General features: G+C 35.2%; 22 protein-coding genes and 1 riboswitch. Of the genes, 8 read left to right on the top strand and 14 right to left on the bottom strand.

Annotation, left to right across the window (positions count from 1 at the left end):
* Positions 1–81: 81 nt before the first annotated feature.
* The gene (locus PY093_RS06555; protein ID WP_275645084.1) at positions 82–1,203 is read left to right on the top strand and encodes a histidine kinase N-terminal domain-containing protein; all 1,122 of its coding nucleotides are present in this window, start codon (positions 82–84) and stop codon (positions 1,201–1,203) included.
* 87 nt (positions 1,204–1,290) lie between these two features.
* Entirely contained in the window at positions 1,291–2,205 is a 915-nt protein-coding gene (locus PY093_RS06550; protein WP_275645083.1) for a DMT family transporter, read from the top strand.
* Positions 2,206–2,254: 49 nt separating this feature from the next.
* Here the strand turns inward: PY093_RS06550 and PY093_RS06545 are convergent, their stop codons facing one another.
* Complete coding sequence (locus PY093_RS06545; RefSeq protein WP_275645132.1) at positions 2,255–3,676, bottom strand: HAMP domain-containing sensor histidine kinase; 1,422 nt, start codon at positions 3,674–3,676, stop codon at positions 2,255–2,257.
* Positions 3,660–4,352, bottom strand: coding sequence for a response regulator transcription factor (locus tag PY093_RS06540; RefSeq protein ID WP_275645082.1), 693 nt, complete (start codon positions 4,350–4,352; stop codon positions 3,660–3,662). The genes PY093_RS06545 and PY093_RS06540 overlap by 17 nt, the downstream gene beginning before the upstream one ends.
* Positions 4,353–4,642: 290 nt before the next feature.
* Here PY093_RS06540 and PY093_RS06535 point away from each other — a divergent pair, with 290 nt between their 5' ends.
* Positions 4,643–5,653: a DUF3231 family protein gene (locus PY093_RS06535; protein WP_275645081.1), complete on the top strand. Its 1,011-nt coding sequence runs from the start codon at positions 4,643–4,645 to the stop codon at positions 5,651–5,653.
* Positions 5,654–5,789: 136 nt separating this feature from the next.
* Here PY093_RS06535 and PY093_RS06530 read toward each other — a convergent pair whose 3' ends face one another.
* Both PY093_RS06530 and PY093_RS06525 read right to left on the bottom strand, forming a co-directional pair.
* Positions 5,790–6,284, bottom strand: coding sequence for a CBO0543 family protein (locus tag PY093_RS06530; RefSeq protein WP_275645080.1), 495 nt, complete (start codon positions 6,282–6,284; stop codon positions 5,790–5,792).
* A complete protein-coding gene (locus PY093_RS06525) occupies positions 6,274–6,780 on the bottom strand; it encodes a CBO0543 family protein (protein WP_275645079.1) in 507 nt (168 codons plus the stop codon). The genes PY093_RS06530 and PY093_RS06525 overlap by 11 nt, the downstream gene beginning before the upstream one ends.
* A gap of 174 nt (positions 6,781–6,954) precedes the next feature.
* Here PY093_RS06525 and PY093_RS21280 point away from each other — a divergent pair, with 174 nt between their 5' ends.
* The 3 genes from PY093_RS21280 to hpaB all read left to right on the top strand — a co-directional run bounded on the left by PY093_RS21280 (position 6,955) and on the right by hpaB (position 10,214).
* Positions 6,955–7,437, top strand: a complete 483-nt coding sequence (locus PY093_RS21280) for a CBO0543 family protein (RefSeq protein ID WP_345774222.1) — start codon at positions 6,955–6,957, stop codon at positions 7,435–7,437.
* Between the two features lie 215 nt (positions 7,438–7,652).
* Entirely contained in the window at positions 7,653–8,594 is a 942-nt protein-coding gene (locus tag PY093_RS06520) for a DMT family transporter (protein ID WP_275645078.1), read from the top strand.
* A 183-nt stretch (positions 8,595–8,777) separates the two neighbouring features.
* Positions 8,778–10,214: a 4-hydroxyphenylacetate 3-monooxygenase, oxygenase component gene (hpaB, locus tag PY093_RS06515; RefSeq protein ID WP_275645077.1), complete on the top strand. Its 1,437-nt coding sequence runs from the start codon at positions 8,778–8,780 to the stop codon at positions 10,212–10,214.
* A gap of 238 nt (positions 10,215–10,452) precedes the next feature.
* Here the strand turns inward: hpaB and PY093_RS06510 are convergent, their stop codons facing one another.
* From PY093_RS06510 to PY093_RS06490, 6 genes are all read right to left on the bottom strand, one after another.
* The gene (locus PY093_RS06510) at positions 10,453–11,067 is read right to left on the bottom strand and encodes a LysE family translocator (RefSeq protein ID WP_275645076.1); all 615 of its coding nucleotides are present in this window, start codon (positions 11,065–11,067) and stop codon (positions 10,453–10,455) included.
* Between the two features lie 197 nt (positions 11,068–11,264).
* Positions 11,265–11,516: a type II toxin-antitoxin system RelE family toxin gene (locus PY093_RS21380; RefSeq protein ID WP_481769280.1), complete on the bottom strand. Its 252-nt coding sequence runs from the start codon at positions 11,514–11,516 to the stop codon at positions 11,265–11,267.
* A 382-nt stretch (positions 11,517–11,898) separates the two neighbouring features.
* Positions 11,899–12,192 carry a DUF3817 domain-containing protein gene (locus PY093_RS06505; RefSeq protein WP_275645075.1) on the bottom strand — a complete coding sequence of 98 codons (294 nt, stop codon included), beginning with the start codon at positions 12,190–12,192 and terminating at the stop codon, positions 11,899–11,901.
* 261 nt (positions 12,193–12,453) lie between these two features.
* Positions 12,454–13,602, bottom strand: a complete 1,149-nt coding sequence (locus PY093_RS06500) for a Ger(x)C family spore germination protein (protein WP_275645074.1) — start codon at positions 13,600–13,602, stop codon at positions 12,454–12,456.
* Positions 13,602–14,720: a GerAB/ArcD/ProY family transporter gene (locus PY093_RS06495; protein WP_275645073.1), complete on the bottom strand. Its 1,119-nt coding sequence runs from the start codon at positions 14,718–14,720 to the stop codon at positions 13,602–13,604. Before PY093_RS06495 ends, PY093_RS06500 begins: the two co-directional genes overlap by 1 nt.
* Positions 14,721–14,722: 2 nt before the next feature.
* Positions 14,723–16,285, bottom strand: coding sequence for a spore germination protein (locus tag PY093_RS06490; protein ID WP_275645072.1), 1,563 nt, complete (start codon positions 16,283–16,285; stop codon positions 14,723–14,725).
* A 473-nt stretch (positions 16,286–16,758) separates the two neighbouring features.
* On the opposite strand from PY093_RS06490, the gene PY093_RS06485 reads away from it, so the two are divergent.
* A complete protein-coding gene (locus PY093_RS06485; RefSeq protein ID WP_275645071.1) occupies positions 16,759–17,988 on the top strand; it encodes an MFS transporter in 1,230 nt (409 codons plus the stop codon).
* A gap of 91 nt (positions 17,989–18,079) precedes the next feature.
* Positions 18,080–19,000 carry a DMT family transporter gene (locus tag PY093_RS06480; RefSeq protein WP_275645070.1) on the top strand — a complete coding sequence of 307 codons (921 nt, stop codon included), beginning with the start codon at positions 18,080–18,082 and terminating at the stop codon, positions 18,998–19,000.
* A gap of 52 nt (positions 19,001–19,052) precedes the next feature.
* Here the strand turns inward: PY093_RS06480 and PY093_RS06475 are convergent, their stop codons facing one another.
* The 4 genes from PY093_RS06475 to PY093_RS06460 all read right to left on the bottom strand — a co-directional run bounded on the left by PY093_RS06475 (position 19,053) and on the right by PY093_RS06460 (position 24,275).
* On the bottom strand, positions 19,053–19,505 hold the full coding sequence (locus tag PY093_RS06475; protein ID WP_275645069.1) for a flavodoxin domain-containing protein: 453 nt from the start codon (positions 19,503–19,505) through the stop codon (positions 19,053–19,055).
* A gap of 7 nt (positions 19,506–19,512) precedes the next feature.
* The gene (locus tag PY093_RS06470; protein ID WP_275645068.1) at positions 19,513–20,553 is read right to left on the bottom strand and encodes a ribonucleotide-diphosphate reductase subunit beta; all 1,041 of its coding nucleotides are present in this window, start codon (positions 20,551–20,553) and stop codon (positions 19,513–19,515) included.
* Positions 20,554–20,573: 20 nt separating this feature from the next.
* On the bottom strand, positions 20,574–22,862 hold the full coding sequence (locus tag PY093_RS06465) for a ribonucleoside-diphosphate reductase subunit alpha (RefSeq protein WP_275645067.1): 2,289 nt from the start codon (positions 22,860–22,862) through the stop codon (positions 20,574–20,576).
* A gap of 130 nt (positions 22,863–22,992) precedes the next feature.
* A riboswitch (cobalamin riboswitch) is annotated at positions 22,993–23,187 on the bottom strand.
* Between the two features lie 167 nt (positions 23,188–23,354).
* Entirely contained in the window at positions 23,355–24,275 is a 921-nt protein-coding gene (locus tag PY093_RS06460; protein ID WP_275645066.1) for a ketopantoate reductase family protein, read from the bottom strand.
* Positions 24,276–24,746: the final 471 nt, after the last annotated feature.

Below are 24,746 nucleotides of genomic sequence, written 5' to 3'. Positions count from 1 at the left end.
ATAGAGGATTTTATCATATTTAATCGAATAGTTTTGTCATAAAAGGATTATTGTTTCAAAACTTGGAAGTGGTGATTATGATTGAATAGAGTTACACAAGATCTAAATAATGAGTTATTAGTAGAATTCCTTGAAGATAAACAAACAGTGTTTTTAGAAGATTGGTATAAGAACATTATCATAGCCGATTTAGACACAAATAAAGAAAAAATCATAGAAAACGGTTTACGTATGTACACACTAACAAAGTTCGTCATTAAAGATTCTTTTTCAAAAGATGATCTTAAAGAATTTGCATATTCAGTCGCAAAAGAGCGCCTTGATTCCAATACCAATATTGGTGATTTCGTCTATAATGTTAACTTAGGCAGAAGTATTATCATGAAGCATGTTAGCCAATCCGACAAGCTCTTTAAGGTTCTACCAAACTCTATAGATAATATTAATCAGCTATTTGACCATTTTATTTTTCATGCGGTATCAAGGTATACATATCTAAAGGATAAAGAACTTCAGGAGAAAACGGTCTTTATTAATGAAAATCATAAAGACAAACTTGCAATTCTTGGGCAAATGTCTTCAAGCTTTGTACATGAGTTTCGAAATCCGTTAACATCCATTATTGGCTTTACAAAAATACTTAAAAACGAACATCCAGAGCTTCCCTATCTAGACATTATTGAAATGGAATTAAATCAATTAAAATTTAGAATAACTCAATTTCTTCATACATCAAAAGTAGAAATTAATGAGGATTATCGAGAGGATATTTTACTTGCAAACCTATTAGATGACATCTATCAACTAAGTTACCCTAGCATTGTGGATACTGATGTTATAGTGGACACAGATATCGACAACGAACTAGCTATATCGGCAAATAGAGATGAAATCAAGCAGGTATTACTTAACATCGTTATAAACTCTCTTGATGCACTAAGATATAAAGCAACGAAACCTAGGATGTTAACGATATCTTGTTTTAAAGAGGATAGTAACTTGGTAGTTGATATATCAAACAATGGCCCAGCTATACCAACAGAATTAGTTGAAACAATCTTTGATCCATTTTTTACAACAAAAGAATTAGGAACAGGTATTGGATTATTTGTTTGCAAAAAAATCATTGAAAAGCATGGTGGTACAATTACCTGCACGTCAAGTGAGACATTAACATCGTTTACTATCCATTTGCCATTGTAAGCGTGTAGTAGTCACATCCCTATTTTCCTTTTAATAAACGCAACCTTTTGCTATTATAAAAGCACAATGTTAATTTAGGGAGGATTCATGGACCATAAATATCCGTATTTTTTTATACTTGCTGGTGCTGCGTTATGGGGGATCATAGGAATATTTGTAACCTTCCTTTATGAACTAGGCTTTACACCCACACAGGTTGTTGCAATACGCGCTTTATCCGCAGCTTTTTTTCTGATTGTATATGTTCTCTATAAAAATCGTAAGCTCTTAAAAATTCAGTTTTCAGACAGTAAATATTTTGTAGGGACTGGTGTTATTAGTATTGTTTTTTTTAATTGGTTTTTGTTTAGCGCCATAAAAGAAACATCCATTTCGATTGCGGCTATCTTACTTTATACTGCACCAGCTTTTGTAACGATATTTTCTCGAGTATTGTTCAAGGAGTCGCTAACACCACGGAAAATACTAGCATTGGTTACAACTTTCCTAGGTTGCACCTTAGTAATTGGTGTATTACCTAACAACAATGAAACCGTCTCTTTTTATGGAATGATGTTAGGTCTTGGTTCGGGGCTTTTTTACGCTCTTTATAGTATTTTTGGTAAATATGCACTTAGAAAGTACGATTCACTGACGGTTACTGTTTACACCTTTATTTTTGCCGCTATTGCGATTACACCTTTGAGCGGCTTATGGACTGTGCTGCCCTTATTTGCAAATATGCAAGTCTGGTTTTACATAATTGGCCTTGGCTTTCTATCAACGATGTTAGCCTATATTTTATATACGAAAGGCTTACAATCCGTAGAAACTAGTCGTGCCTCCATTATTGCAACAATTGAACCAGTTGTTGCTGCACTATTAAGCTTTGTCGTTTTCCAAGAAAAACTAAATGCCTGGCAGTATCTTGGGATTATAATGGTCCTTTTAGCTGTCATAATTGTTCAAGAAACCAAAAAAGAAAAGAAGAACCTAATAACAACAAAGACACCGACCTTTTAAAGATAATTCGACACCTTCGTAGAAGGTGTCGAATTATCTTGGATTTTACTTATTTTTTAATGTAAGGTAATAAAAGCGTGAACGTAGTCCCATCCGGTGAACTTTCTTTCAACACCAAATCACCACCCATTGAGTTTGCAAGCATTTTACTAAAGGATAAGCCAAGTCCTAAGCCACGAACCTTGAATTTTTTGTTTTCACCACGATAAAATCGTTCGAAGATTAAGCCATGTTCCTCTTTCGGAATCCCGCTCCCTGTATCTTTTATGTCAATAGCTAATTGTCCATTCTGGGCTTCAATTACATTTACGGTTATTGTTCCAGTTCCTTCAATTGATTGCTTTGCATTATTTAATAAATTAACTAAAATTTGCTGTAGACGCATCGAGTCAATATAGACTTCATACTTTTGATTAGGTAAGGAAAAATCAAGTGTTATAAATTCATTATCTTGTACAATATTCCATTGGTATGTGATCTCTTTTAACAAGTCATTAATCACATATCTTTCATTACTAAGAGGAACTGCGTTAACACTAAATGTATTAAATTCTAACAGGTCACCAACCATTTTTTGCATACGCCCTGTTTCTTTTAACGATATATCTAAAAACTCTTTTGCATCATCTCCCGTCACAACATCATCTCTAACCGCTTGAAGTAGTCCGCTTATAGATGTAACTGGCGTTTTTAATTCATGGGTGACACCTGCTAATAACTCTGCCCTTAATGATTCTAAATGTTGAAGTCTACTAGCCATATTTTTAAAAGAGGAAACAAGATCATATACTTCCTTCTCTCTTGGATCCTGTGGTAAATGTATATCGTAATTTCCATCTTGAATTTTTTTAGCTGCATCCGATACATGTTGAATAGGCCTAGAAAGTTTTCTGGAAAGAAAATAGATAGCGATCCATCCGAGGACTGCTAAACTAACAAGCATAACCCCTAATAATCGGTATTCTTGATTAACCATTGTTAAATCCTGTTCAGTTTGTACAATAACTACCCAACCGAGTACTATCTCATCTGATTGTATTGGCGTTTTCACGACATAATAATTCATACGATTTAACAACTTTAGCTTATATATCTCTTTTTCACTTTGTAAAATGGTAAGTGAGAGAGGTTGAGATTGAGAGCGCTGTGCGGGTAAATTGGTAGCAAGTACTATACCGTTTGTATCAACAATATAGATAGAAGGCTTCGTATCTAAATCCAGAAATTGCTGGCGGTCCTCTACTATCCCAGGCACACTGCGTCTATGAATTTCCTGACCAGAGTCATTATACACAAACCGGTCAGCGATTTCTTCTGCTAAAAACTTCGTTATATTTAAGCGATTCTCTAGGGTTGTATTTCGAATCCAAAAAACGGATATGATCGCAATTACTAGTAAACCAATAAATAATGTCGCTAAATAGCGTGTAGTCCAATAACGAAGTAAGGTCCTTTTACGATCTGTTTTCATAAACACAAAATTGATACCCCAATCCTCTAAATGTCTTTATTTCCCCTTCTTTTTCTGGCCAGTTTCCCAAGGATTTTCTTATCCGTTTTATCGATAAATCAACTGCACGGTCACTTCCATCATAATCCATACCCCATACTTTATCTATCAACTGTTCTCTCGTAAATGTCTGATTAGGATGTTCTGATAGAAAAATAAACAATGATAAATCACGTGGAGTAAGCTCAACCTCTATTCCCTTTAATTTTACTGAATGTGCTTTCCTATCTATTTGTAAACTACCAAATTGTTTTATACCATTTTCTTTGCTTATGTTTCCAGATCGTCTTAACACAGCATGAACGCGAGCAACTACCTCATCTGCGACAAATGGCTTTGTAATATAATCATCTGCCCCACCGTGTAATCCTGATAGTCGGTAATTCACATCCCCAAGTGCAGTAAGCATAATTACAGGACACGAGCTTTTTTCACGAATTTCTTTTAGAATAGTCCAACCATCTCTTCCTGGCAGCATGACATCTAATAATACTAATGTGGGAGATTCTAGCTCAAATTTCACAATGGCTTCATCACCAGTAAACGCTTGTTCAACTTGAAAGCCTGCCTTCTGTAAATAAACCTTAAGCACCTGGCTAATCGCAGGTTCATCTTCTACTACTAAAATTGATTTCATCGCTTTGATCCCTTTCTACTATCATAAAATGTAATTATAGCTTAAATTTTTAGAAAAGTGTGTTTTATACTGTGAATTTTCTTATCCATTTTGAAAAAATGCTTGCCTAAAGTGTCTAACTACTACTTTTTTCTTCACTATAAAACCTAGGTACCTGTTCCTCACAAGCATACTTTAACTTGGCAATATGTCAGTATGATGTCAAAGCTAGAAAATTATTATTGTGTACATAATTTTTCCTGTTAAACCCAAAATAAATTAGAGTTGAATTAAAATTTAGGAGGTGTCACATGGATAATCAGACTAACCATATTTCTTTAACAGCGTCTGAACTCGCCAACCTTTGGACACAATACATGAACGATAGCATGGCATGCCACTTTCTAACACATTCTCTCAAAGTGTGTAAAGATAAAGAAGTATACGCAATCCTAGAATATGCTCTAAGTTTGTCCAAATCTCATTTGACAAAATTAAAGGATTTTTTCCAGAATGAAAACTATCCTGTCCCACAAGGGTTTAGCAAATCAGATGTAAATTTAGATGCGCCACGATTATTCTCAGATACATTTATGTTGGTTTATTTGCAAATCATGTCTCTTCACGGTTTGAGCGGATATGCTTTATCAGTCGGTACTTCGGTGCGATCTGATCAAAGACGTTATTACATCCAATGCAATAAAGAAACGATGGAATTACACAATCGGACCGTAACTGTGATGTTAAAAAAAGGGATATATAGTAGGACACCAGTCATTAATCCACCTGACAATGTAGATTTTGTTAAAAAACAAAATTTTATGTTTGGTTGGATTGGAGAAAGAAGACCTTTAAATGCAATCGAAATTAGTGGCATTCATTATAATATGCAGAAGACGGTTGTAAAGGTGGTTTTAGAAATTGCATTTAGTCAAGTTGCAAAGTCAGCTGAAATTCGAGATTATTTCATCCGAGGAATAGCCGTTTGCGAAAAGCAAAATGAAGTATTAGGATCGATCTTAGTTGAAGAGCATCTATCCCCTCCAAGGTTTTGGGCATCTGAGGTTACGAATTCTTCAGAAGCTCCCTTTTCAGATAAGCTTATGCTTTTCCAAATCGTTTCATTAGTGTCTGTTGCTTTAGGATACAATGGTGCCGCAATGTCAGTAAGTCAAAGGAAAGACCTATCGTTACAATACATACGCCTTATGGCTGAGATGGGCCAATATGCAGAGGATGGAGCAAATCTTTTGATAAAGAACGGGTGGTTGGAGCAGCCCCCAACAATAGACGACCGTGAGGCAATTGCAAAGAAAAAATAGCCCTTGATAGTTTGAGGGCTATTTTACTTTCAATATAAAGTATTAAATGGACTAAAAGATCGTCTTCGCTAAGGTTTACATGAATAACTTTAGAAACATTTAAACCGTTAGGTAATTACTTTTAAATTAAAATCTTTTATGTATCTTCAATATAAATGTTATCCTTTTCTTGCCCCAGTTTAAAAAACCAGCTATAAAATAATCGCAACAGACTAAGTGTTGCAAAAACACTAATCCAAGAAACGTACCATGTCCAGTGAACGTATTCAATTAAATCTGTATATCTTTCAATAATTACTTCAGGAATAATAATCCCAGTACAGATAGCACTGCTATATAAGAAACGCAAGAGACGGCTTCGGTTTTCCGGATAAAATAAATTAAAAAAAATTCCAATGACAGGGTAGACAAAAAACTCGAATGTGAAACTGGTTTTGTTTACTGAAGCGAGTTCCCGAACAGGGTATTTGATCAAGTTTAGTTCAACCACTAGTAGCCCTGCAAACCAGCTAACGAAAAGTAAAAACAGATAGGAAATACTAGCTTCACGTAATCTTGCTTGTGGAATAAAAAACAACGATATAGCGGTAACACCCCATACAAAATATAAGATAAACCATTCAATGCCCATAAACATCACGCTTCCTTGAATGATAAGAAAACGGTTTTTCCTTCTTAAGCCATCCAATGTATCTCCTAGACACTAATAATTCTAATGAAAAATTCAAAGCACTGCGATATAAATGATCTGGTTTTACAGTCATCAATTCGGTCGTTTTTCCTAGAACGAACATAAACAATAAAATCGCTCCAACACTATACACATAATGAAAGACTTGTCTCACCTTCCCACTATTTTCTGGATACCAAAGTTGAAATAATACTGCAAATGTGGGAAAAACAATATATTCAAAAGTGAAGTTAATTTTAGTAGCTTCTTGAAACTCGCGGACTGGTGCAGAAAGTAAGTCAAAGTATGTTAATCCAATGCTGAATAACCAGGTTAGCATCTGAAAAAATAAAAACACAGCAACCACTTCACGTATACGATATCTGGGAGTTACTTTGTAAAGTAGTAGCGGAAAGACAACCCATAATACAATTTGAGCTACACGTTCAACCGTCATAAGGGCACCACCCTTTTTTTGGTTAGTATGCGATTTTTCAGCAAATTATATCCTTAATAAACCTAACTATCTTGCAAAACGCTTATTCGGATGCTTGTTTTGTAGTTTAAAGTATAAACACAGCTGTTTTGTTGCAGATTACTTATTATTGAACACTAATCGGAGGTGTGTTTTATGCGCCATAAAAAAGACAAGTCGATTTTAGTTTCGACTTGGATTATATCTTTGTTGTTATGGCTTCTATTTGTACCAAGAGAAAAATTTCGTGAAGCCCAAGTATCTTTTCTTTTCAAACATATAATCACATGGCTTTTTGGTTTGCTCGTTGTGAAATTTAATCTAATTGAATACCCTGTCCGATTTTTTAAAAGGGTTAACAAAACAAGTTTTACGTTTGAATATATGGTTTATCCAACGTTATGTGCCCTTTTTAACCTTTACTACCCCGATAGAAAGAACAACTTTATCAAAGGTCTTTATTATATCCTTCATTCTTCATTAATTACCGTTTTTGAGGTCTATGCAGTTAAATACACTAAACTAATTAGATATAAAAATGGTTGGAAGTGGTACTGGAGTTTTACAACCATTATGTTGACCTATTACGTATCACGACTGTATCATAAATGGTTTTTCAAAGAAAAAGCTAAAAACTAAGTAAAATCATTTTCAAATTCTAGGGAACATTTGACTGATTAATTAATAGATTTATTATTCACCATCATTTATACTAAATAGAGAAGTGCATTTATTTGAATCTTAAGTCTTGCAGGTGAAATTTATTTCGCCTGTTTTTTTGTCTTTTAATGTTTCGAAACCCGAAAAATGTTACAATACTATTTATTAAATTCATAAAGATTGAAGGGAACGTTATGAATAAGAGGTTATGGCTTATATACGGAATGTTGACCTTAGCTACAGCTACTTGGGGGAGTGCTTTTATTGCAGGTAAATATGCGGTGCAAAGCTTTGAGCCAGCGACAGTTGCGTTTTTGCGATTCTTTGGGGCAGCGGTATTATTGTTCCCAATCATGTGGATCATGGAGAAAAAGCGAGTCAAGCCTACACTCAAAGACTATGGATTATTTGCAATATTAGGACTAACCGGGATTGCCATTTATAATATTTGTTTTTTTCTAGCAAGTAAATATGCACCTGTTATTAAAAGCTCATTATTTATAGCTTCCAATCCGGTGTTAATCGTACTCTTGTCAGGTTTATTTTTAAAAGAAACGATAACGAAAAACAATATAATCGGAATGATTATTGCCTTAACTGGAGTAACATTTATTATTACCGAAGGACAATTACTTTCTCTTTTCCAACTCGGCTTTGAACCAATCGATTGGGTATTACTAGGAGCTGTGATTAGCTGGGCGCTATATAGTGTAGTAGGAAAGATTGTTCTAAAAAAATATAGCTCAGTTGTTTCGACAACCTATGCAGTTGCATTTGGCACTTTATTTTTACTACCATTTGCGTTAGTTGAAACAACTTGGCAGGATGTTCGGCTAGCTACTTTTGATGCGTGGTTGGCAATTGCTCATATGAGTGTCTTTGTTACAGTCATTTCATTTATTATGTATTATCAAGGGATAAAAGAAATAGGAGCAGCCAAAGCCTCTATTTTTATAAATGTTATGCCCGTATCCGCTGTGTTGATGGCCACATTGCTTCTGGGTGAGACTTTCACTTTGGCACATGGGATTGGCGCCTTATTTGTCTTATCAGGGGTTTATGTTGGGACTAATACAAGAAAATGGTCACTTAAAAAGAAAACGTCATTACATGTTACAACTAAAGATAGTGCTTAATATTAACAATCCCACCTATTACGCTAGGTGGGTTTTTAATACCGTTAATAAAGAATAGTAGACTTCGCTGTAAATAATTTATTAAAAAGAGCATTTTAGTCGTTCAAGAATCATAAGTTTAATTTTGACAACTTTATTTTCTGAAATCCTCTTTAAAAAACATTTTAAAAAGGTGGGGTACTTATGCCTGCAGCGGACGGTTTAACTTTTCTAAATAGGATAAGTAAACTACATGCGGAAGTTTGGATTGACGGTCAAAAAATCACAGGGAATATTTGCGAACATTATGCCTTTAAAGGACTACTACAGAGCAAAGCAAATCTATTCGATTTACAATTGGATAAAACGAAGAAAGACTTTATGACGTTTCAATCCCCTATAACGGGTGATAGGGTGGGGACGTCATACTTGCAACCAAGATCAATAGAAGATTTAGAAAAAAGAAGGTTAACCACGCAAGAATGGGCAAAAACTTCTGGCGGCATGATGGGAAGATCACCTGACTATATGAATTCAGGAATTATGGCATTGGGTGCAGCTTCCGATTTTTTTCAAGATAAAGACAATCGCGGATCAAATATTAGAACACTATACGAACATGCAAGAGAAAATGACTTAACATTTTCTCATACATTTGTGAGTCCTCAGGTAAACCGATCGCTAGGTTATTATGAGGATAGCGACATTCCTATATCTGCTCAGGTTGTTAAAACAACAAGTGATGGTTTGATAATTAAAGGCGCCCGCTTGCTTGCTACCCAAGGCGGCATAACAGATGAATTAGTAGTGCTTCCAGTCGGTGGGAAGTTTATAGAAGAACCTTATGTATATGCTTTTTCAATTCCAAGTAATACCGCAAGCCTGAGATTTATTTGCCGTGAATCTTTCAGTTATCGTCCTTCCGCTTTTGATCATCCTCTAGGCTCACGATTTGAAGAAATGGACACAATCGTTGTGTTTGATAATGTATTGGTTCCTTGGGAGCGCGTCTTTTTATACAAGGACTATGAAATTGCCGCAAACATGTATGAAGAAACAAACTTTTATCCATTTTTACTTCATCAGACCGTTTCTAGGCAAGTCGTTAAGGTTGAGTTCCTGCTTGGCTTAGCGCAACTTATCGTAGAAACAATAGACATCGGTGGTTATCAGCACGTACAGGAAAAGGTTAGCGAATTAATTTCTGGGCTTGAAACATTAAAAGCACTTTTATTAACTTCTGAGATAAATGCAAAGCAGGATAAAAGAGGCACAATGATCCCGAATGCCGCTTCATTGTATGCAGCTATTACCTCATTTCCCGGGCTTTACCCCAGATATATCGAGATATTACAACTATTAGGGGCCAGTGGTTTAATTTCTATCCCAACAGAACAAGACTTTGACTCTAATTTAATCACTGACTTGAATAACTATTTACAGGGTGCTTCCTGTGATGCAAAAACACGAACCAAACTGTTTAGACTAGCTTGGGATGTTAGTTTAAGTGCATTTGGCGGCCGGCAACTGTTATATGAAAGGTTCTTTTTTGGTGATCCGCTCAGGCTCAAAGCTTCCTTCTACAATAGCTATGAAAAAGATAAAGCCGTTTCGTTAGCAAAATCTATATTGGATATCTAACTTAGTTTAGCCAGCTTAAATGTCGTTGAAACATCAAACACACCGTTTTAAATTCAGATTGAATTGGAGAGTGTGTTTTGTAATTTCCTTTGTATCCTATCACTGTGACTATAACCGCTTTTTCTTCCTAAATAATTACAATCAAAGCGCACTTCCATTTGCAAAAACAAAATATTTCTGACCAAAAGTAATTCTTAATATGCATTTGTATAGTCTAAAAACAATTAATACATTGTGGCTACCCTCGGTTTTGCAAGGCTAATTTCAAACCTAACGCAATATAAATCGACCCGACAACTCTACCCTGCCAGCGTGTAACAACACTGTTCTTTTTAAAAAGCTTATTACCTACTGAACTAGTAATAAACGCTAAGAGAGTAGTATACAATATGCTCATTAATACAAACGTCATTCCTAGAATTAATAGCTGAAACACTACAGGATATCCATCACTACGAACGAATTGTGGTAAGAACGCTAAGAAAAATAAAGCTGTTTTTGGATTGAGTAATTCGATTAAGATTGCCTGACGAAAAGATACGCTAGGTTTGGCCTTTTTTACAACTGTTTTATTCGTTTTTTTCGTTTTTTCAAGTATAGCTGTTACACCTAAATAGATTAAATATGCAGCACCTAGATATTTAATCGTTTCAAAAGCAAGTGCCGATGTCATTAATATCGCTGACAAACCAAGAACCGCAGCAATCGTATGGATTAAATCACCAATTGCGATCCCAACTCCTGTAACGATCCCAGCTTTTAATCCCCCTTTAGCCGTTTGGGTAATCGTTAATAACACAGCTGGACCTGGAACAAGAAATAATACCAATACAACTAAAATAAATGTAACCATTATCCCATCTCCTCAAATTGCATATATTTTCAGATTACCCCTTCATCTTTTTAAGTGCCCTGTCATTATTTCTGGATTAAATTTGATTTATTGAAATTTTTCGCGGGGATTTTTTTATGAGGATATAATCATAAGCTACACGCTAAAAGCTGCCAGTGTAAGAATTAAATCGATGTATGGGTAATTATTTATAAACATTACCGCGGGAACCAATTTTTTACTATAACTATTAATAAAACTTCATCCCTTATTGAATATAAAACACGGTAATCACCTATTCTTAATCTATAAAGATAGCTTTGTCCTTGTAACTTTTTAATGTCTAATTCTGGATGTCGAGGATTCCCGGAAAGTATTTTAATATGGTTTTGAATTCGAAAACTAGTATTTTTGTCGAGGTTTCTTAAATATTTTACTGATCTTTTCGTAAGTTCAATTCTATACCTCATACGGAATATGATAATCTTTTGGAGAAGTAATTAGTCTAGTTAACAGATATATACAAGTGGAATATCATTATCTGATAATCCTTTAACCATTTCTGATAGCTCCGTTTTTTTTTTAGCCATTCAAACCACCACTTATACTAATATTTTTTTTAATATAGCATACCACATGATGGTATAAAATGTAAAATGCAAAAACTTCTGGGTAATTTTAAAAAATGACATCTCGAAAGATGCCATTTTCTTCTTAAGTATTTTCACCTATTCTGCCAATTCCACAGACTTGTTTCGCCAACAGAACTACTATTCACCCACGCTTCAAATCGTAGTTTTAATAACTCCTTTGATGGGTAACAACTATACTATCCAAGTGCAACAATTTTTACTAGAAACTTTGCTTTTTTAGTTTCATGTCTAGAATTATGTTTCCAAACGGGATAAAGGCTACTAGCACAGCACTGAAAACCCATAAAACTGACCAGCGGATTTTATATGTAGTGTAAGCAATTATAAATAGATAAAGTACAAATAAAAAACCATGAACTGAACCCACTACCGTAACAACCTGAGGTAAGTCTGCAAAGTATTTTAGCGGCATCGCAATAAATACTAGAATTAACAACGAGGCTCCTTCTAGAAAGCCCATTGTTCTGAACCGGTTAATTGGAGTTTGAAGCATTGTGGATTTCCCCCTAAAAAGATATATCTATTTAATTTAATTATATATGATAAAGTGGATTTGTACTACCCTAGTAACCCTACCTATTGGCTACATATCATTAATTATCACTTCTCTTTTTTCCACGGTGGGTCTCCATATTCATGAAGTTTTGTATTCACCTTATAGATAAGATATGGAACCATAAAACTTAGAAAGGCACAAAGCAAAATTAACCCTGATGGAACTCTACCTAAAATATTTTCCAACATCTCTTATCACCTATTCATCCTTTGATTTATTTACGGAACCAGTTGTTCTTACTCTTACTTGAACATCAAAATCAATCTTCGCAGAAGAAAAATAGTTTTCACCACTATCCCAATCATCTTTTACTTCATTCCATAACTTATAATTATTTTGTCTGAGATATTCACCAAGATTTAAGTAGTCAACCTTATATTCATTTTGTGCCTTTTCAACAGCTTCGGTTGACTTTTGTAAAATTTCTTTTTTAATAGCTTCTTCAAATGCTGTAAAAGTTTCCTCATTTAAATAATCTTGTGAAAGGAAGGTCTCAGCCAAACCGCCTTCTGTCCTTATCTTAATCGTAAATGATATATTGTTTTTATCGCTCGCTTGCACTTCAACGTCTGAATAAAAGTTATATATATCGTATAGTATTGGTTTCTCTTCATGAAATGTTTTAATGAATCCACCATCAATTTCGTTCGTCACATAATTTAATGCAACAGTCTCATCCCGGTTCAATGTTCCAACCATTGTATTTGTTTTACCATGTATGACAGCTACCCCACTTAAATCAAGTTTTTCTTTGGTCTTTTCAATCATTGTTATAACAAAGCTTTTATTACTTAATAAATAGCCATGAACATCACCTATTCTTACTTTTGGCAAAATCTCTGCATTTTTATAATTATTTTCTGATATTGATTTTATATACATTGCCGGAGCACTTTCGATTTTTGGTTTCACTTCTAATATCTCCGCAGCTTTTCCTCTTGATATCGCTAGTATCGAACTACGTCTCATCACTGGACTCCGAATAAAATAATCTAATGTTTCAGCCATTTTATCAGACTCTGCAATGTCAGAAGAAATGACAATTACTTTTGTGTGTCCATAATGTGGAGTTCGACTTGTGCTTGTAGAAACCCCTCGGACAATTTCAAAGATACTATCACCAGCTTCCTGTACATTTAAAAATCTTTTACTTCCTCCTCCACCCCCTTGGCTATTAGATGAGCCATTCATGGCTTTGGGATTTATAAGTTGTTGGGTAAGTAGGATTTTATTTTCTTTTTCTGAATCAATTGCCACTGCAATTACAAACCCTCGCTCTTCTATTTCAATACGATCCCAGCAACCTGTTAAAAACATTAAAATAGTTAAAATAATTACCTTTTTCACTATTTTGTCCCCCCCTTGACTTTGGTAAGGATAAATAATATAGAAGGAATTATAATTGCAACTACTATCCCCGAATATCCAAGGTATTCTCCAGCTTGTTGTAGCTGCAGTAAATTTTGTGGAAGCATACTGCTAATATAGATTAAAGGTAAGAGAATTAATATACAGGTAATTCGTTTTACCTTTGGAATCAGGAATTGCAAACAATATACTGCTATGTCCATTGACATTGCAGTTGTGTTAAAAATAGTCATAACCCAAACAGTAAAGAATAATGATTCCAGTCTTTCTAAAATACCACCTGGAAATTCAACAACCTTTGCTAATTCAAGAGTTGGATACAATAACGCTCCCGCTCCTTCAACTGTAAAAATTGCAATTGAAAATATATAGACTAATACATAAATGAAAGTAAGCAGACCAATACCGATTATTGGATAAAGTGATATATTTTTACTTGATTGCTTCTTATCTAACATAGCAACATAAAAAAATAGGACTTCAAAACCAAGAAATGAAAAAATCGTATCATAGGAGCCCTTTAAAATACTAGGTATGTCGGTAACAAACATTGGTTTAATATTTCCAAATTCGAATTCACGCAAATTAAACAAAATAATCATAAATAGGATAAGTAATACAATTGGAAAAAACATAACATTTAGCCGAATCAAAGCTGTTCTTGAACCTGAAACTGCATAAAACACTAGCCATAGAAAAAGTAAAGCGATGACCTCTACCGGTGTTCTGTCAAATAAGAAATGCTTTGCTAGGTTGGCAAGTGCACGAGTTTCGTAAAAGCAATATGAAAAAAAATGGATGAAAAATAGAAATGCTAGAACATATCCAACTGGTTTAGCTAGAGTCTTGCTAGTAAATTGTAAGATGGAGTCATCACCAGCAGTAAGGGCTAACTTGATGATGACCCAAGAAAAAAATGCTGTTATACTACTAGCCAAAATAATCGATATCCATCCATCTGAAGTGTGTAATTGGGTTGAGAGTGCTCTTGGTAGGTTTAAGATTCCAACACCTAAAATCATAGATGGGACTGCAAGGAAAACTTCTTTATTACCAATTTTGTTATTAATACCATAATCAAGGTTTGAATTCGCCATCCCTACTTTTCCCTACCTTCTGTATCTTCTCGAATGGGATCTTCTGACTTAACTATTTCCGGTCGCCTAGAATTCATAATAAACGGAAGACGGATGAGCATATCCTTCCAATCCTTAAAGAATGTTGGTGCAAATGGCGCTGTAAATGGTACCCCAAAACTTTTCAAATTAGCCAAGTGTATATTAATAGCAATGTACGCTAAGATAATTCCGTAAAGCCCGAAGGATGCTGCAGACAGCATAAAGCCAAACCGCAATATTCGAAAGGTTACTCCAAAACTATAAGAAGGCATAGAAAATGAGGCAATCGCTGTTAATGCAACAACAATAACCATGATCGGACTTACAATACCAGCTGCTACAGCTGCCTCTCCAATAACCAAGCCACCTACTATCCCTATCGTTTGGCCAATTGGTCTAGGTAATCGTATTCCCGCTTCCCTTAAAAGCTCCATTGTTCCTTCCATTAACATCGCTTCAATAAAAGCTGGAACAGGTACACCTTCCCTTGTAGCAGCAATGGAAAAGGCCAGTTTTGAAGGTATCATTCCTGGATGAAACGCAACTAGCGCGATATAGATCGATGGCAAAAATAAGGCGATAAATGCTGCTACATATCTTAATGGCCTTATAAAAGAACCTGCCCACCAGCGTTCATAATAGTCCTCAGGTGATTGCAATAGACCAGAAAGTGTAACTGGAGCTATTAGGGCAAATGGCGTGCCATCAAGAAGAATGACAATTCGTCCTTGAATCAATGATGTAGACGCTTTATCTGGCCTTTCAGTATTCTGTATTTGCGGAAATGGAGACATAAAATTATCTTCAATCCATTGCTCAATAATACCCGATTCAGGTGCATCATCTATGTCAATCGACTGTAGTCTTCGTTTTGCTTCTGCAACTAATTCTTTATTTGTAATTCCATCAATATAGGCAAGTACGAGATCTTTTTTTGACCTCCTGCCAACTTTATAGGTTTCAAATCGTAAATTAGGATCTCTCACTCTTTGTCGTATTAACGTTATATTTGTTAGAATTGATTCTATAAATCCATCCCTAGGTCCTCTAACTACCCCTTCTGAAACCGGTTCCTCAATACTTCGCTTTTGTCTTTGTTGTGTACTTATTATTAACATCGTTTCCGATTCATCTAGACAGAGTAAGGTATCTCCTGAAAGTAGTGCGAGCATTACATTGTCTAAATCATTTGATTGCTCGACCTGACTACTCGACAACACTTCATTTATTAAAATCGCTCTCATATCTTCCGAGGATTGATTTGTAAACTTGACAGAGCTTTTATTAATATTTTTAAGAATGTCTTCAGCAATATACCTTTTGTTCACCAACCCATCTAGGAAAATAAGACAGCTTGAATGATGGTTCTCTCCTACCACGAAATGCCTAATTTTTAAATCTTTAGGATTATCGAGTAGTTTCTTTATTTTATCGATATTTTTATTTATATCGCTAAAAAGTCTGAACGAAGGATTATCTTCATTAGCTTGTGATGAAGCGTCATTTTGATTTGTAGACTTGTTACGGTTATACCGTCCAAACATAGCATCACACCTATCAATTACCTTTTTAGTAAGGCTGTTTTCATAAACATTACTTGCTATTGTCTATAGTGGCAGCTTTTCTTAAGTAACCCTTAGTGTTTTCATTAATTTCACAATTAGTCATCAATTGGTAATATTCTCTTTCGAAAAATCAAAAGAATTGATAAAAAGGAAATATCTCACGTCCTCGACAAATATAAACATAAAAAAACAACAGACCATATTAGGCACTGCTGTTGACTTTTATGTAGTAGGACTTGGTGGGCCTTGAACCCACAACATGCACAACCATATACGGTGATACGATTGGCCGCTCTATTTTTTGAGCTACAAGTCCTTATATAAAGTATCTGCAAATTTTCTTTCTTTATGCTCGTTTTGAAAAAAATAAAAATTTCGTATTGCGAAACAATTTACAAATCTTTAAAATATAGTTAATTACTACAGCATAAGACAGTACCTAAGGAGAAAACATGAACAGAAAAATTATTCTATACACAAAAGCCTTCTCTGATCTTGGAACATTTATGGATTTAATCGTGTTAAACGTTGTGATGTATGCGGCGACGGGAAGCACGCTTTGGTTAGCAGCCACAATGGCTGTCCGAACACTTGGTGGAGTGCTTTCCAGTTTATTTTCAGGAGTATTTGCTGATCGCTATGATCGGAGAAAAATAATGATTTACACGGATATTTTTCGTGCGATCATTATATTGTTGCTCATTCCGTTTCCAAATCCAACTATGATTCTACTAGTTGCGTTTTTCATCGGGTTATCAAGTACCTTTTTCATGGTAAGCTTTAATTCAGAAGTCCCGCAAATCTTTGGACAAGATAAAGTACTTGAAACAAACGCATTAATTTCACGCTTAACATCTATAGCCCTTGTTGCTGGCTTTATTGGTGCAGGAGTTATTACCGATTTCCTGGGATATAAAATAACGCTATTTATCGATGCAGCAACCTATGTATTATCTGCTGCAGTACTAGTCAAAGTGAAATGGAATACTAGCACAAGCACAAAAAAAGCTGCTCTAACTAGTGGAGTAAAAGAAAAACTAAAATCGGTTATCACTGACTTAAAGGAAGTCTATACATACATTATGGTTGCTCCGATGCTTCTTATGGTTAACATCGTTTTCCTTATCGGAGCATTTGCTGGTAGTTCTCATAATTTAGGAATCCCATTGCTCGCTGAAGATATAGATGCAACTCGCCAAGGATTTTATTATGGAATGATTTGGGGTGTATGGGGTATTGGTTCGGTTACGGCAACAATGATTTTACCCAGAATTAAGTGGTTACGTAGCGGTCGTTTATATTATGGATGTTTTATTACCGCAATCCTGATGTCAACGGGCTTCATCATCTTTTTATCTAATCTCAACCCTTGGATTATCTTCCCTTTCGCTTTTCTTACAGGAGTTTTTGATGCAGGGTTCACGACACTTCATGCAACTATTTTGCAAAAAACAGACAATCACATTAGAGGAAGAATTTTCGGAGTTGGTATGCTTTTAAAATCACTAGGCTTTGCACTTGGATTTATCGTAGCACCAATACTCCTCGAAGCTTTTACACTACCAAAAATGGTATGGATATTACATGGAACACTAATTACTACAACGATTATTATTTTTTACATCACAATTAGTTCGAAGCTTAAACCTAAAACTATGCCCCATATTAAACAAGGAGTCTAAAAAGCTATTGTTACCTGTTTGATTCTTAAACAATAGGTTTTTTTAATATTATTATATAGATAAAATTCAGTCATAGTAGAGGAGAGTATCCATGACTTCTGAAAACATCACCTTATCTTATACAAGAACAAAAGGGTTTGCACTCGTAATCATTGGTGCTTCGTTATGGGGAATATCAGGAACAGTCGCTCAATTCCTTTTTCAACAGCAGGGGTTTAGTGCGGAATGGTTAGTTGTGATTCGTTTATTATTCGCTGGCCTCATTTTATTAGGGTTTGCTTCAACTAAAGAAAAACAAAATATATGGCTGATATGGAAAAATAAACGAGATGTGTTGAGTCTATTATTGTTCAGTATTCTTGGCATGTTGGCTGTACAATACACGTACTTTGCGGCTATTAAACACTCAAACGCAGCTACTGCTACTGTTCTGCAATACTTAGCTCCTGTGTTAATTGCTTGTTATTTGGCCCTACGTTCTAAAAAAATGCCCACCTTTAAAGAAATGCTAGCTATTGTTTTAGCAATCTTAGGTACATTTCTGCTTGTTACACAGGGTAATTTTCAGAGTTTATCAATTTCTGGTTGGGCTTTATTTTTAGGAATAAGCTCGGCTGTTTCCTTGGCATTTTATACATTGCAGCCTCACACTCTACTATCTAAATGGAGTTCTACTCTTGTCATAGGTTGGGGTATGTTAGTTGGAGGCATTAGTTTTAGTTTTATCCATCCTCCCTGGGTGTTTCAGGGACAATGGTCTTTAACTTCCTATTTTGCCGTTATTTTCATAGTCATTTTTGGTACTCTTATTGCTTTTTACTGTTATCTAGAAAGCCTTAAATATATAAATGCCTCAGAGGCGAGCATACTTGCCTCTGTTGAACCGCTATCTGCAGCGTTACTCTCAGTAATATGGCTGCAGATAACCTTTGGATTAGAAGAGTGGATAGGTACATTAAGTATTATTAGCACTATTATTATTTTGTCATTAGTTAAAAAGAAAGAAGCTTAAGGAAAATCTCCCAGAGCGTATTAAATTAATAAACAGCCTCCGGGAGGATTCTTTACAAAGTTACGACTCTATTTCCTAGTCTTTTCATCAGTCGATCAACAAACAACTTACAACGCTCTATATCTTCTTTTTGTGGAAATAACTCTACCTTCAATGTAACTACCAACTCAGTATGGACAAAAAGCATATCTCTAAATTCATCCACAGCCCCACAATACTTTGGATAAAAACTGTCCCCTGTTCCAAATACACCAGTTATGACATTTTCTAAATTTCCACTTTCGATTGCCTTATAAAGTGAAACCATCTCACGTGGGATCTGGCCTTCTCCCCATGTGTATGTTCCAATCGCAATCACATCAAATTCTTCTAATTGCTCAAGTGGACACTCATGTATTTTATATGTTTGTACATGTATCGTATAATTTTTAAAAAACTCACTTATCACATCTACAAGTTCGTTGGTATTCCCTGTAACTGACGTATACACTATCGCAGCCTTCATACTTTGCCTACAATTCTTCAAAGCCGTTTGACTGAGTGACCTTTGAGTAAGTTCTTGATTTTTGTTCAAAGAAGTCCGATTTAGTTTGATTAATCATTCCATCACTAAAGACATGAATCCACGGCATTGGATTTTCCCTTGCTTCATAAAGGTTACCTAAACCAAGCTGACGCAATCTCTTATTTGCGAGATATTCTACATAGCCCTCAAATTCTAGTAAATCAATATCATTAATATCTTTTAGTATATAGCTAGCCCACTCTATCTCAAGCTTGACCGCTTGATCAATCGTATCATAGATATACTGTGTGTTTTCTTCTGTATTTAGCTGAGGATTCTCTGTTAATAAAATCCTTAAAAACTGAGAAATGAAATACGCATGCTGCATTTCATCACGTTGAATATAGCTAATCATCGTACTTGTCTTAAGCATCTTTTGTTGCCTAGCAAGACTATAGAAAAAAGCAAATCCAGCATAGAAATAAATGCCTTCAAGATTAATAGAATTTACCGCTAATTTAAATAAGGTTTGCGGCGTGGGCTGCTCTTTGAAACCATTATAAGCATCTAAAATAAGCTGGTTTCTTTTTCTCACGATCGGGTCATCTTTTGCTTGGTTGAATCTTTCATTTTGATCACGCAAAGGAATAAGTGAACTCAAAATATAGGAATATGATTCATTGTGAACGGCTTCTTGCTGTGAAATGACGGCGAAGATTGCTTTAAAGCTAGAATCAGTTACATAATCCATCACTTGACTCATTGTAGGAGTTTGTAAACTATCTAACGACGCTAGCTGAGTATTAATTCGTAAAAATACATCCTGTTCAATCTGGCTAAGCTGATCCCATTGCTTAATATCATCCTGCATGTTAATCTCTTGAGCTTTCCAAAAGTTGGATAAAAGAGTTTGATAAAGATCATACATTTGTGGATATGCGATATCATTCCAGTTTAAAATTCCCGATGATTTTCCATTGATAATACCAGTTGATTTATTAGGAAACTCAGGGTTTAATAATTTAATTCGTGTTAGTGATGTATTCATGACTTTTCATCCCCTTTAGCTTAACTATGACAAGCTTCACATTCCTCAATTTCAACCTGAGATGTACTACGAACATAGTAGGTTGTCTTTAAACCTTGTTTCCATGCTTCTAAATGAAGGTTTAGTAAATCACGAGCTTTAATATCGTGACGTACATAGATATTAAAACTAATCCCTTGATCAATGTGGCGTTGCCTAGCAGCATTTTGTCTGATACTCCATACTTGATCAAGTTCATGTCTAGCACGACGATAATAGTCATATGTTTCATGATTTAAGTCAGGTGCTGTCACATTAAATTTAAAATTTTTCTTTTCCTCAGCATATTCAACTGCATATAACGGATCGATTCCATCTGTAGATCCACCTATTTTAGCTGTCGAAGAATTAGGTGCAACAGCCATTAGCCAACCATTACGCAATCCATGCTTCGATATATTCTCTTGTAACCGAACCCAACGGTTAGAATTGTAGTTTTTTCGATAAAAGTATTCACCCGTATCCCATTCTGAACCGGTAAATTGCGAGTACTCTCCTTTTTCAATTGCTAGGTCATTAGAAGCACGAATTGTATAGTATGCAATGTCTTCATAAAGATTATCCGCATATTCAATTGCTTCTTCAGACTCCCAATGTATTCCCTCTACCGCAAGTAAATGATGCCAGCCAAATGTTCCTAATCCAATCGCACGGTATTTTTTATTCGTTACCCCGGCCTGTCCAACTGAAATGGTGTTAAGATCGATGACATTATCTAACATTCTAACTTGAATTTGAATTAAACGCTCCAATCCACCTTCATGAACAGCTTTCGGTAGATTAATTGAAGATAAATTACAGACCACAAAATCACCTGGTTTTCTAACCATAACAAGATTACCTTCTACGTCTTGATATTCTTGTACAATAGTAGTCACAGACATATTTTGAGCAATTTCGGTACATAGATTACTACAATAAATAGAAGTTCGGCCCTTTCCTACCATATGTTTATTAGGATTTTGACGGTTCACTTCATCCCGGTAAAACATATATGGTGTACCTGTTTCAAGCTGTGCCACCATAATACGTGACATTATATCCATAGCACGGTATGTTTTACGTGGAAGAAATGGATTATTCACTGCCTCTTCGTACTTTTCAGTAAAATACTTTATATCATTTTCATCGTAGAAATCTTCAAGTCCAAGTGGATTACCATAATCATCTTTCCAGCCCATCATTTGTTTTACTTGATATGGACAAAAGGTATGCCACTCTCCAATACTTCTCCCATTTTCATCAGCCTTCTCTAGCTGCTTCATAAAAAGGTCTGGGATCGCAACTCCTGTAAAAATGTCATGTGCTTTACGTCGTTCATCACCATTATTCGTTTTTAAATCTAAAAAACCATTCATGATGTCCTTATGAAAGATGTCAAGATAGACTGCTATCGCCCCTTGGCGTTGGCCTAATTGATCAACGCTAACCGCTGTATCATTTACTAACTTGATCCATGGAACAACACCGGAAGAATTTCCTTTGAATTTCTTAATATCAGAACCTAAGGCTCTCACTTTCCCGTAGTAGACGCCAATTCCACCGCCATCTTTACTTAATCTTGCAATATCCCAATTGTTTAGATAAATGCCATCAAGTGAATCGTCCACTGTATCAATAAAACATGACGATAATTGACCATAGCTTTTACCAGCATTTGATAATGTTGGAGTTGCAACCGTCATATATAAATTACTTAATGCCCAGTAAGCTTCTTTTACTAGGTGAAGGCGCTTTTTTGTGTTCTCATTTTTCATTAAGGTCATTGCAATAATCAAGAAACGCTCTTGCGGAAGCTCATATATATTCTTTTCATGGTCTTTTGCTATGTATCTATCTGCTAATAAAAACAATCCGATATAATTAAATAAGTAATCTCGATCAGGGATAATCACACCCTCAAGTTCATCTATTTCCTCTTTAGGATAGGAGTTTAGTAGTTCAGTAGAATAGATCCCTTTTGCTGTTAATTCCTTTATAAGTTCGTATAAGTTTCCGTACTTTAACTTGTGGTCATATCCACGATTGCTAGCTGCCTTTTCATATAATTCGTTCAAAAATAAATTCGCCGCTAAAAAAGTCCAACTCGGCTGGTCCATTGCAATGTTATTTAGTGCATAAAACAAAGCATGTTGATTTGCTTCAGCCCCTGTTATGCCCATCTCTTTTATTCGACCAATAAGTTCAGTTGTATCCAGATTATATTCTTTTGCTGCCCTACTAATAGCGTTTAATACAGAATTAAGATCTTCTTTAATTTGAGTTCTCATTTTTATTCCTCCATCCACATAAAAAAATCCGCTCAAGGAATTTGAGCGGATGAAACGATAACATTAAAAGGGATATATTAAATAAGCCTCTTGCTGCTATCATTTCATCTTCTCAATCCCCGAAGAAGTTGAAACATCTTAAAGTAAGACAGGTCTCCTGACTCGTGTATCAATCTACTTTAAGCCCTTCCCGTATAAGCACCATTAAAGTGTTCTTATACAGTGGATTTGCTTAGTTCGTCCACACTTACAGTTGCGGGGGCAGTTCTGGATTATTACCAGATTCCCAATTAAGCCTATTGGCATCTTATTTAAGGAAAAACACAATATACAGTTTTAAATCGATTCATTCATAACGACATGTTGTATTAATGTACCCTATACTAAATCATTAATGGTTTTATTACAAGACAATTTTTTTACAATATTCGTCGTTTAAGTTTAATATCCTATATGAAAAAAGTGACGTATCTAGAAACATCATACATAGAATTAACCTTCTAAGCTTTGTTCATACACCTTTAAATTACTATAAATAACCTGTAGCACAGGCACATTTAGCTTTTCTGTTTGAGCAATGTTATATATGTAGCCTTGGAGATGGTCCGCTTCTACCGCTTGTCCCTTTTCCATATCCCGTTGCATCGATGACTTCATATCGTACCCCATTGCCTGTACACGTTCTAACATGATTTGCTCTATTGTTTCTGCAATCGGTGCTTGAATTGCTCTCATTACAGTAGATAATTCTTTTACTAAACGTTCAATGGTTTCTTGACCACCTATAGACTCACGAATAGGACCAATTGGTGCACGCATCAAAGTTGTTACACCGGATAAGGTTGTGATGAATAAATATTTATGCCACATTTCACGAACGATTTCATCACTTAAGCGAAAATTAGCCTTTGTACCACTAAAAGCCTTTTCTAGCTTCTCAATTCTTTCCGTTCTCTCTCCACTTAATTCTCCAAAAACTAAATCATGAATAGGACTCGTTTGTACTACCTGTCCTGTTACATCAAGTGTTGACTCTATAAAACACAGCCCACCAATAACGTTTTCTTTTCCAAAACGATTTTGAAGGACCTCAACATGTGAGACCCCATTTAATAGTGGCAGTATCATCGTATTTTTAGCGACAAATGGTTCGATACTATCTACTACGTCGCTTAGGTGATATGCTTTAGTTGACACAATGACTACATCAAATGCCTCGGAAGTGTCTTTTACTGTTAAAACCTTTGGCTTGAGGTCAACATTTCCATGTACACTATTCAATTTCAATCCATTAGCTTGTAGTAATCCTTTTCTTTTTTCTCGCACTAAAAACGTGACATCTTCACCTTTTTCTAATAACCTACCACCAAAATATCCCCCAACTGCTCCTGCACCAACAATTAATATTCTCATATACACACCCCATTAATTTTTCTAACTCTAGTGTAATCCATCTCTCTTTATTTCGTCACCCTAAATTTAATTAATTCGCACGTTTGAAGCTATCGAAATGCTTTGGAAGAGCTGCAGATAAGATATTTTCAATTAAAAATGTTCTGTATACCAGTTTTTTCTCAAACCATTTTTTGATAGTGCTCTCCTTTTAGAGTATGTATTACTAAGTTATGTTAATTATAAATTACTATTACTCTATCAAAGCATATTCTAACAATCTGACGCATTTTTATGATAAAATTATCTTTACTAGCGTAGATTCTCTGGTCTTAGCTTTCCCTGTACCGGAGCATTTTTTACAAGTAAACCAAAGTAGTTCCCTTTTCATTTCCCCTTACATTTTTGACATACAATTAATACTATCAATTTTAATCCCTTCCTTTAAATAATTTTAAAAACAAAAAATTGGAGTTGAGGCTATAGGTGGAC

The organism is Cytobacillus sp. S13-E01 (assembly GCF_029193815.1).
In the GTDB taxonomy this organism is placed as follows: Bacteria; Bacillota; Bacilli; order Bacillales; family Bacillaceae_L; genus Bacillus_BV.
Note: the sequence above shows the minus strand (reverse complement) of the source record. Positions and strands in the feature narration are given on the sequence as shown.

Coding starts and splice junctions, on each gene's coding strand:
- PY093_RS06480 (WP_275645070.1), top strand. CDS start 18,080: ATGACTTCTGAAAACATCACCTTATCTTATACAAGAACAAAAGGGTTT.
- PY093_RS06485 (WP_275645071.1), top strand. CDS start 16,759: ATGAACAGAAAAATTATTCTATACACAAAAGCCTTCTCTGATCTTGGA.
- PY093_RS06460 (WP_275645066.1), bottom strand. CDS start 24,275: ATGAGAATATTAATTGTTGGTGCAGGAGCAGTTGGGGGATATTTTGGT.
- PY093_RS21280 (WP_345774222.1), top strand. CDS start 6,955: ATGCGCCATAAAAAAGACAAGTCGATTTTAGTTTCGACTTGGATTATA.
- PY093_RS06470 (WP_275645068.1), bottom strand. CDS start 20,553: ATGAATACATCACTAACACGAATTAAATTATTAAACCCTGAGTTTCCT.
- PY093_RS06540 (WP_275645082.1), bottom strand. CDS start 4,352: ATGAAATCAATTTTAGTAGTAGAAGATGAACCTGCGATTAGCCAGGTG.
- PY093_RS06550 (WP_275645083.1), top strand. CDS start 1,291: ATGGACCATAAATATCCGTATTTTTTTATACTTGCTGGTGCTGCGTTA.
- PY093_RS06475 (WP_275645069.1), bottom strand. CDS start 19,505: ATGAAGGCTGCGATAGTGTATACGTCAGTTACAGGGAATACCAACGAA.
- PY093_RS06495 (WP_275645073.1), bottom strand. CDS start 14,720: ATGGCGAATTCAAACCTTGATTATGGTATTAATAACAAAATTGGTAAT.
- PY093_RS06545 (WP_275645132.1), bottom strand. CDS start 3,676: ATGAAAACAGATCGTAAAAGGACCTTACTTCGTTATTGGACTACACGC.
- PY093_RS06530 (WP_275645080.1), bottom strand. CDS start 6,284: ATGGGCATTGAATGGTTTATCTTATATTTTGTATGGGGTGTTACCGCT.
- PY093_RS21380 (WP_481769280.1), bottom strand. CDS start 11,516: ATGAGGTATAGAATTGAACTTACGAAAAGATCAGTAAAATATTTAAGA.
- PY093_RS06520 (WP_275645078.1), top strand. CDS start 7,653: ATGAATAAGAGGTTATGGCTTATATACGGAATGTTGACCTTAGCTACA.
- PY093_RS06510 (WP_275645076.1), bottom strand. CDS start 11,067: ATGGTTACATTTATTTTAGTTGTATTGGTATTATTTCTTGTTCCAGGT.
- hpaB (WP_275645077.1), top strand. CDS start 8,778: ATGCCTGCAGCGGACGGTTTAACTTTTCTAAATAGGATAAGTAAACTA.
- PY093_RS06505 (WP_275645075.1), bottom strand. CDS start 12,192: ATGCTTCAAACTCCAATTAACCGGTTCAGAACAATGGGCTTTCTAGAA.
- PY093_RS06465 (WP_275645067.1), bottom strand. CDS start 22,862: ATGAGAACTCAAATTAAAGAAGATCTTAATTCTGTATTAAACGCTATT.
- PY093_RS06535 (WP_275645081.1), top strand. CDS start 4,643: ATGGATAATCAGACTAACCATATTTCTTTAACAGCGTCTGAACTCGCC.
- PY093_RS06525 (WP_275645079.1), bottom strand. CDS start 6,780: ATGACGGTTGAACGTGTAGCTCAAATTGTATTATGGGTTGTCTTTCCG.
- PY093_RS06490 (WP_275645072.1), bottom strand. CDS start 16,285: ATGTTTGGACGGTATAACCGTAACAAGTCTACAAATCAAAATGACGCT.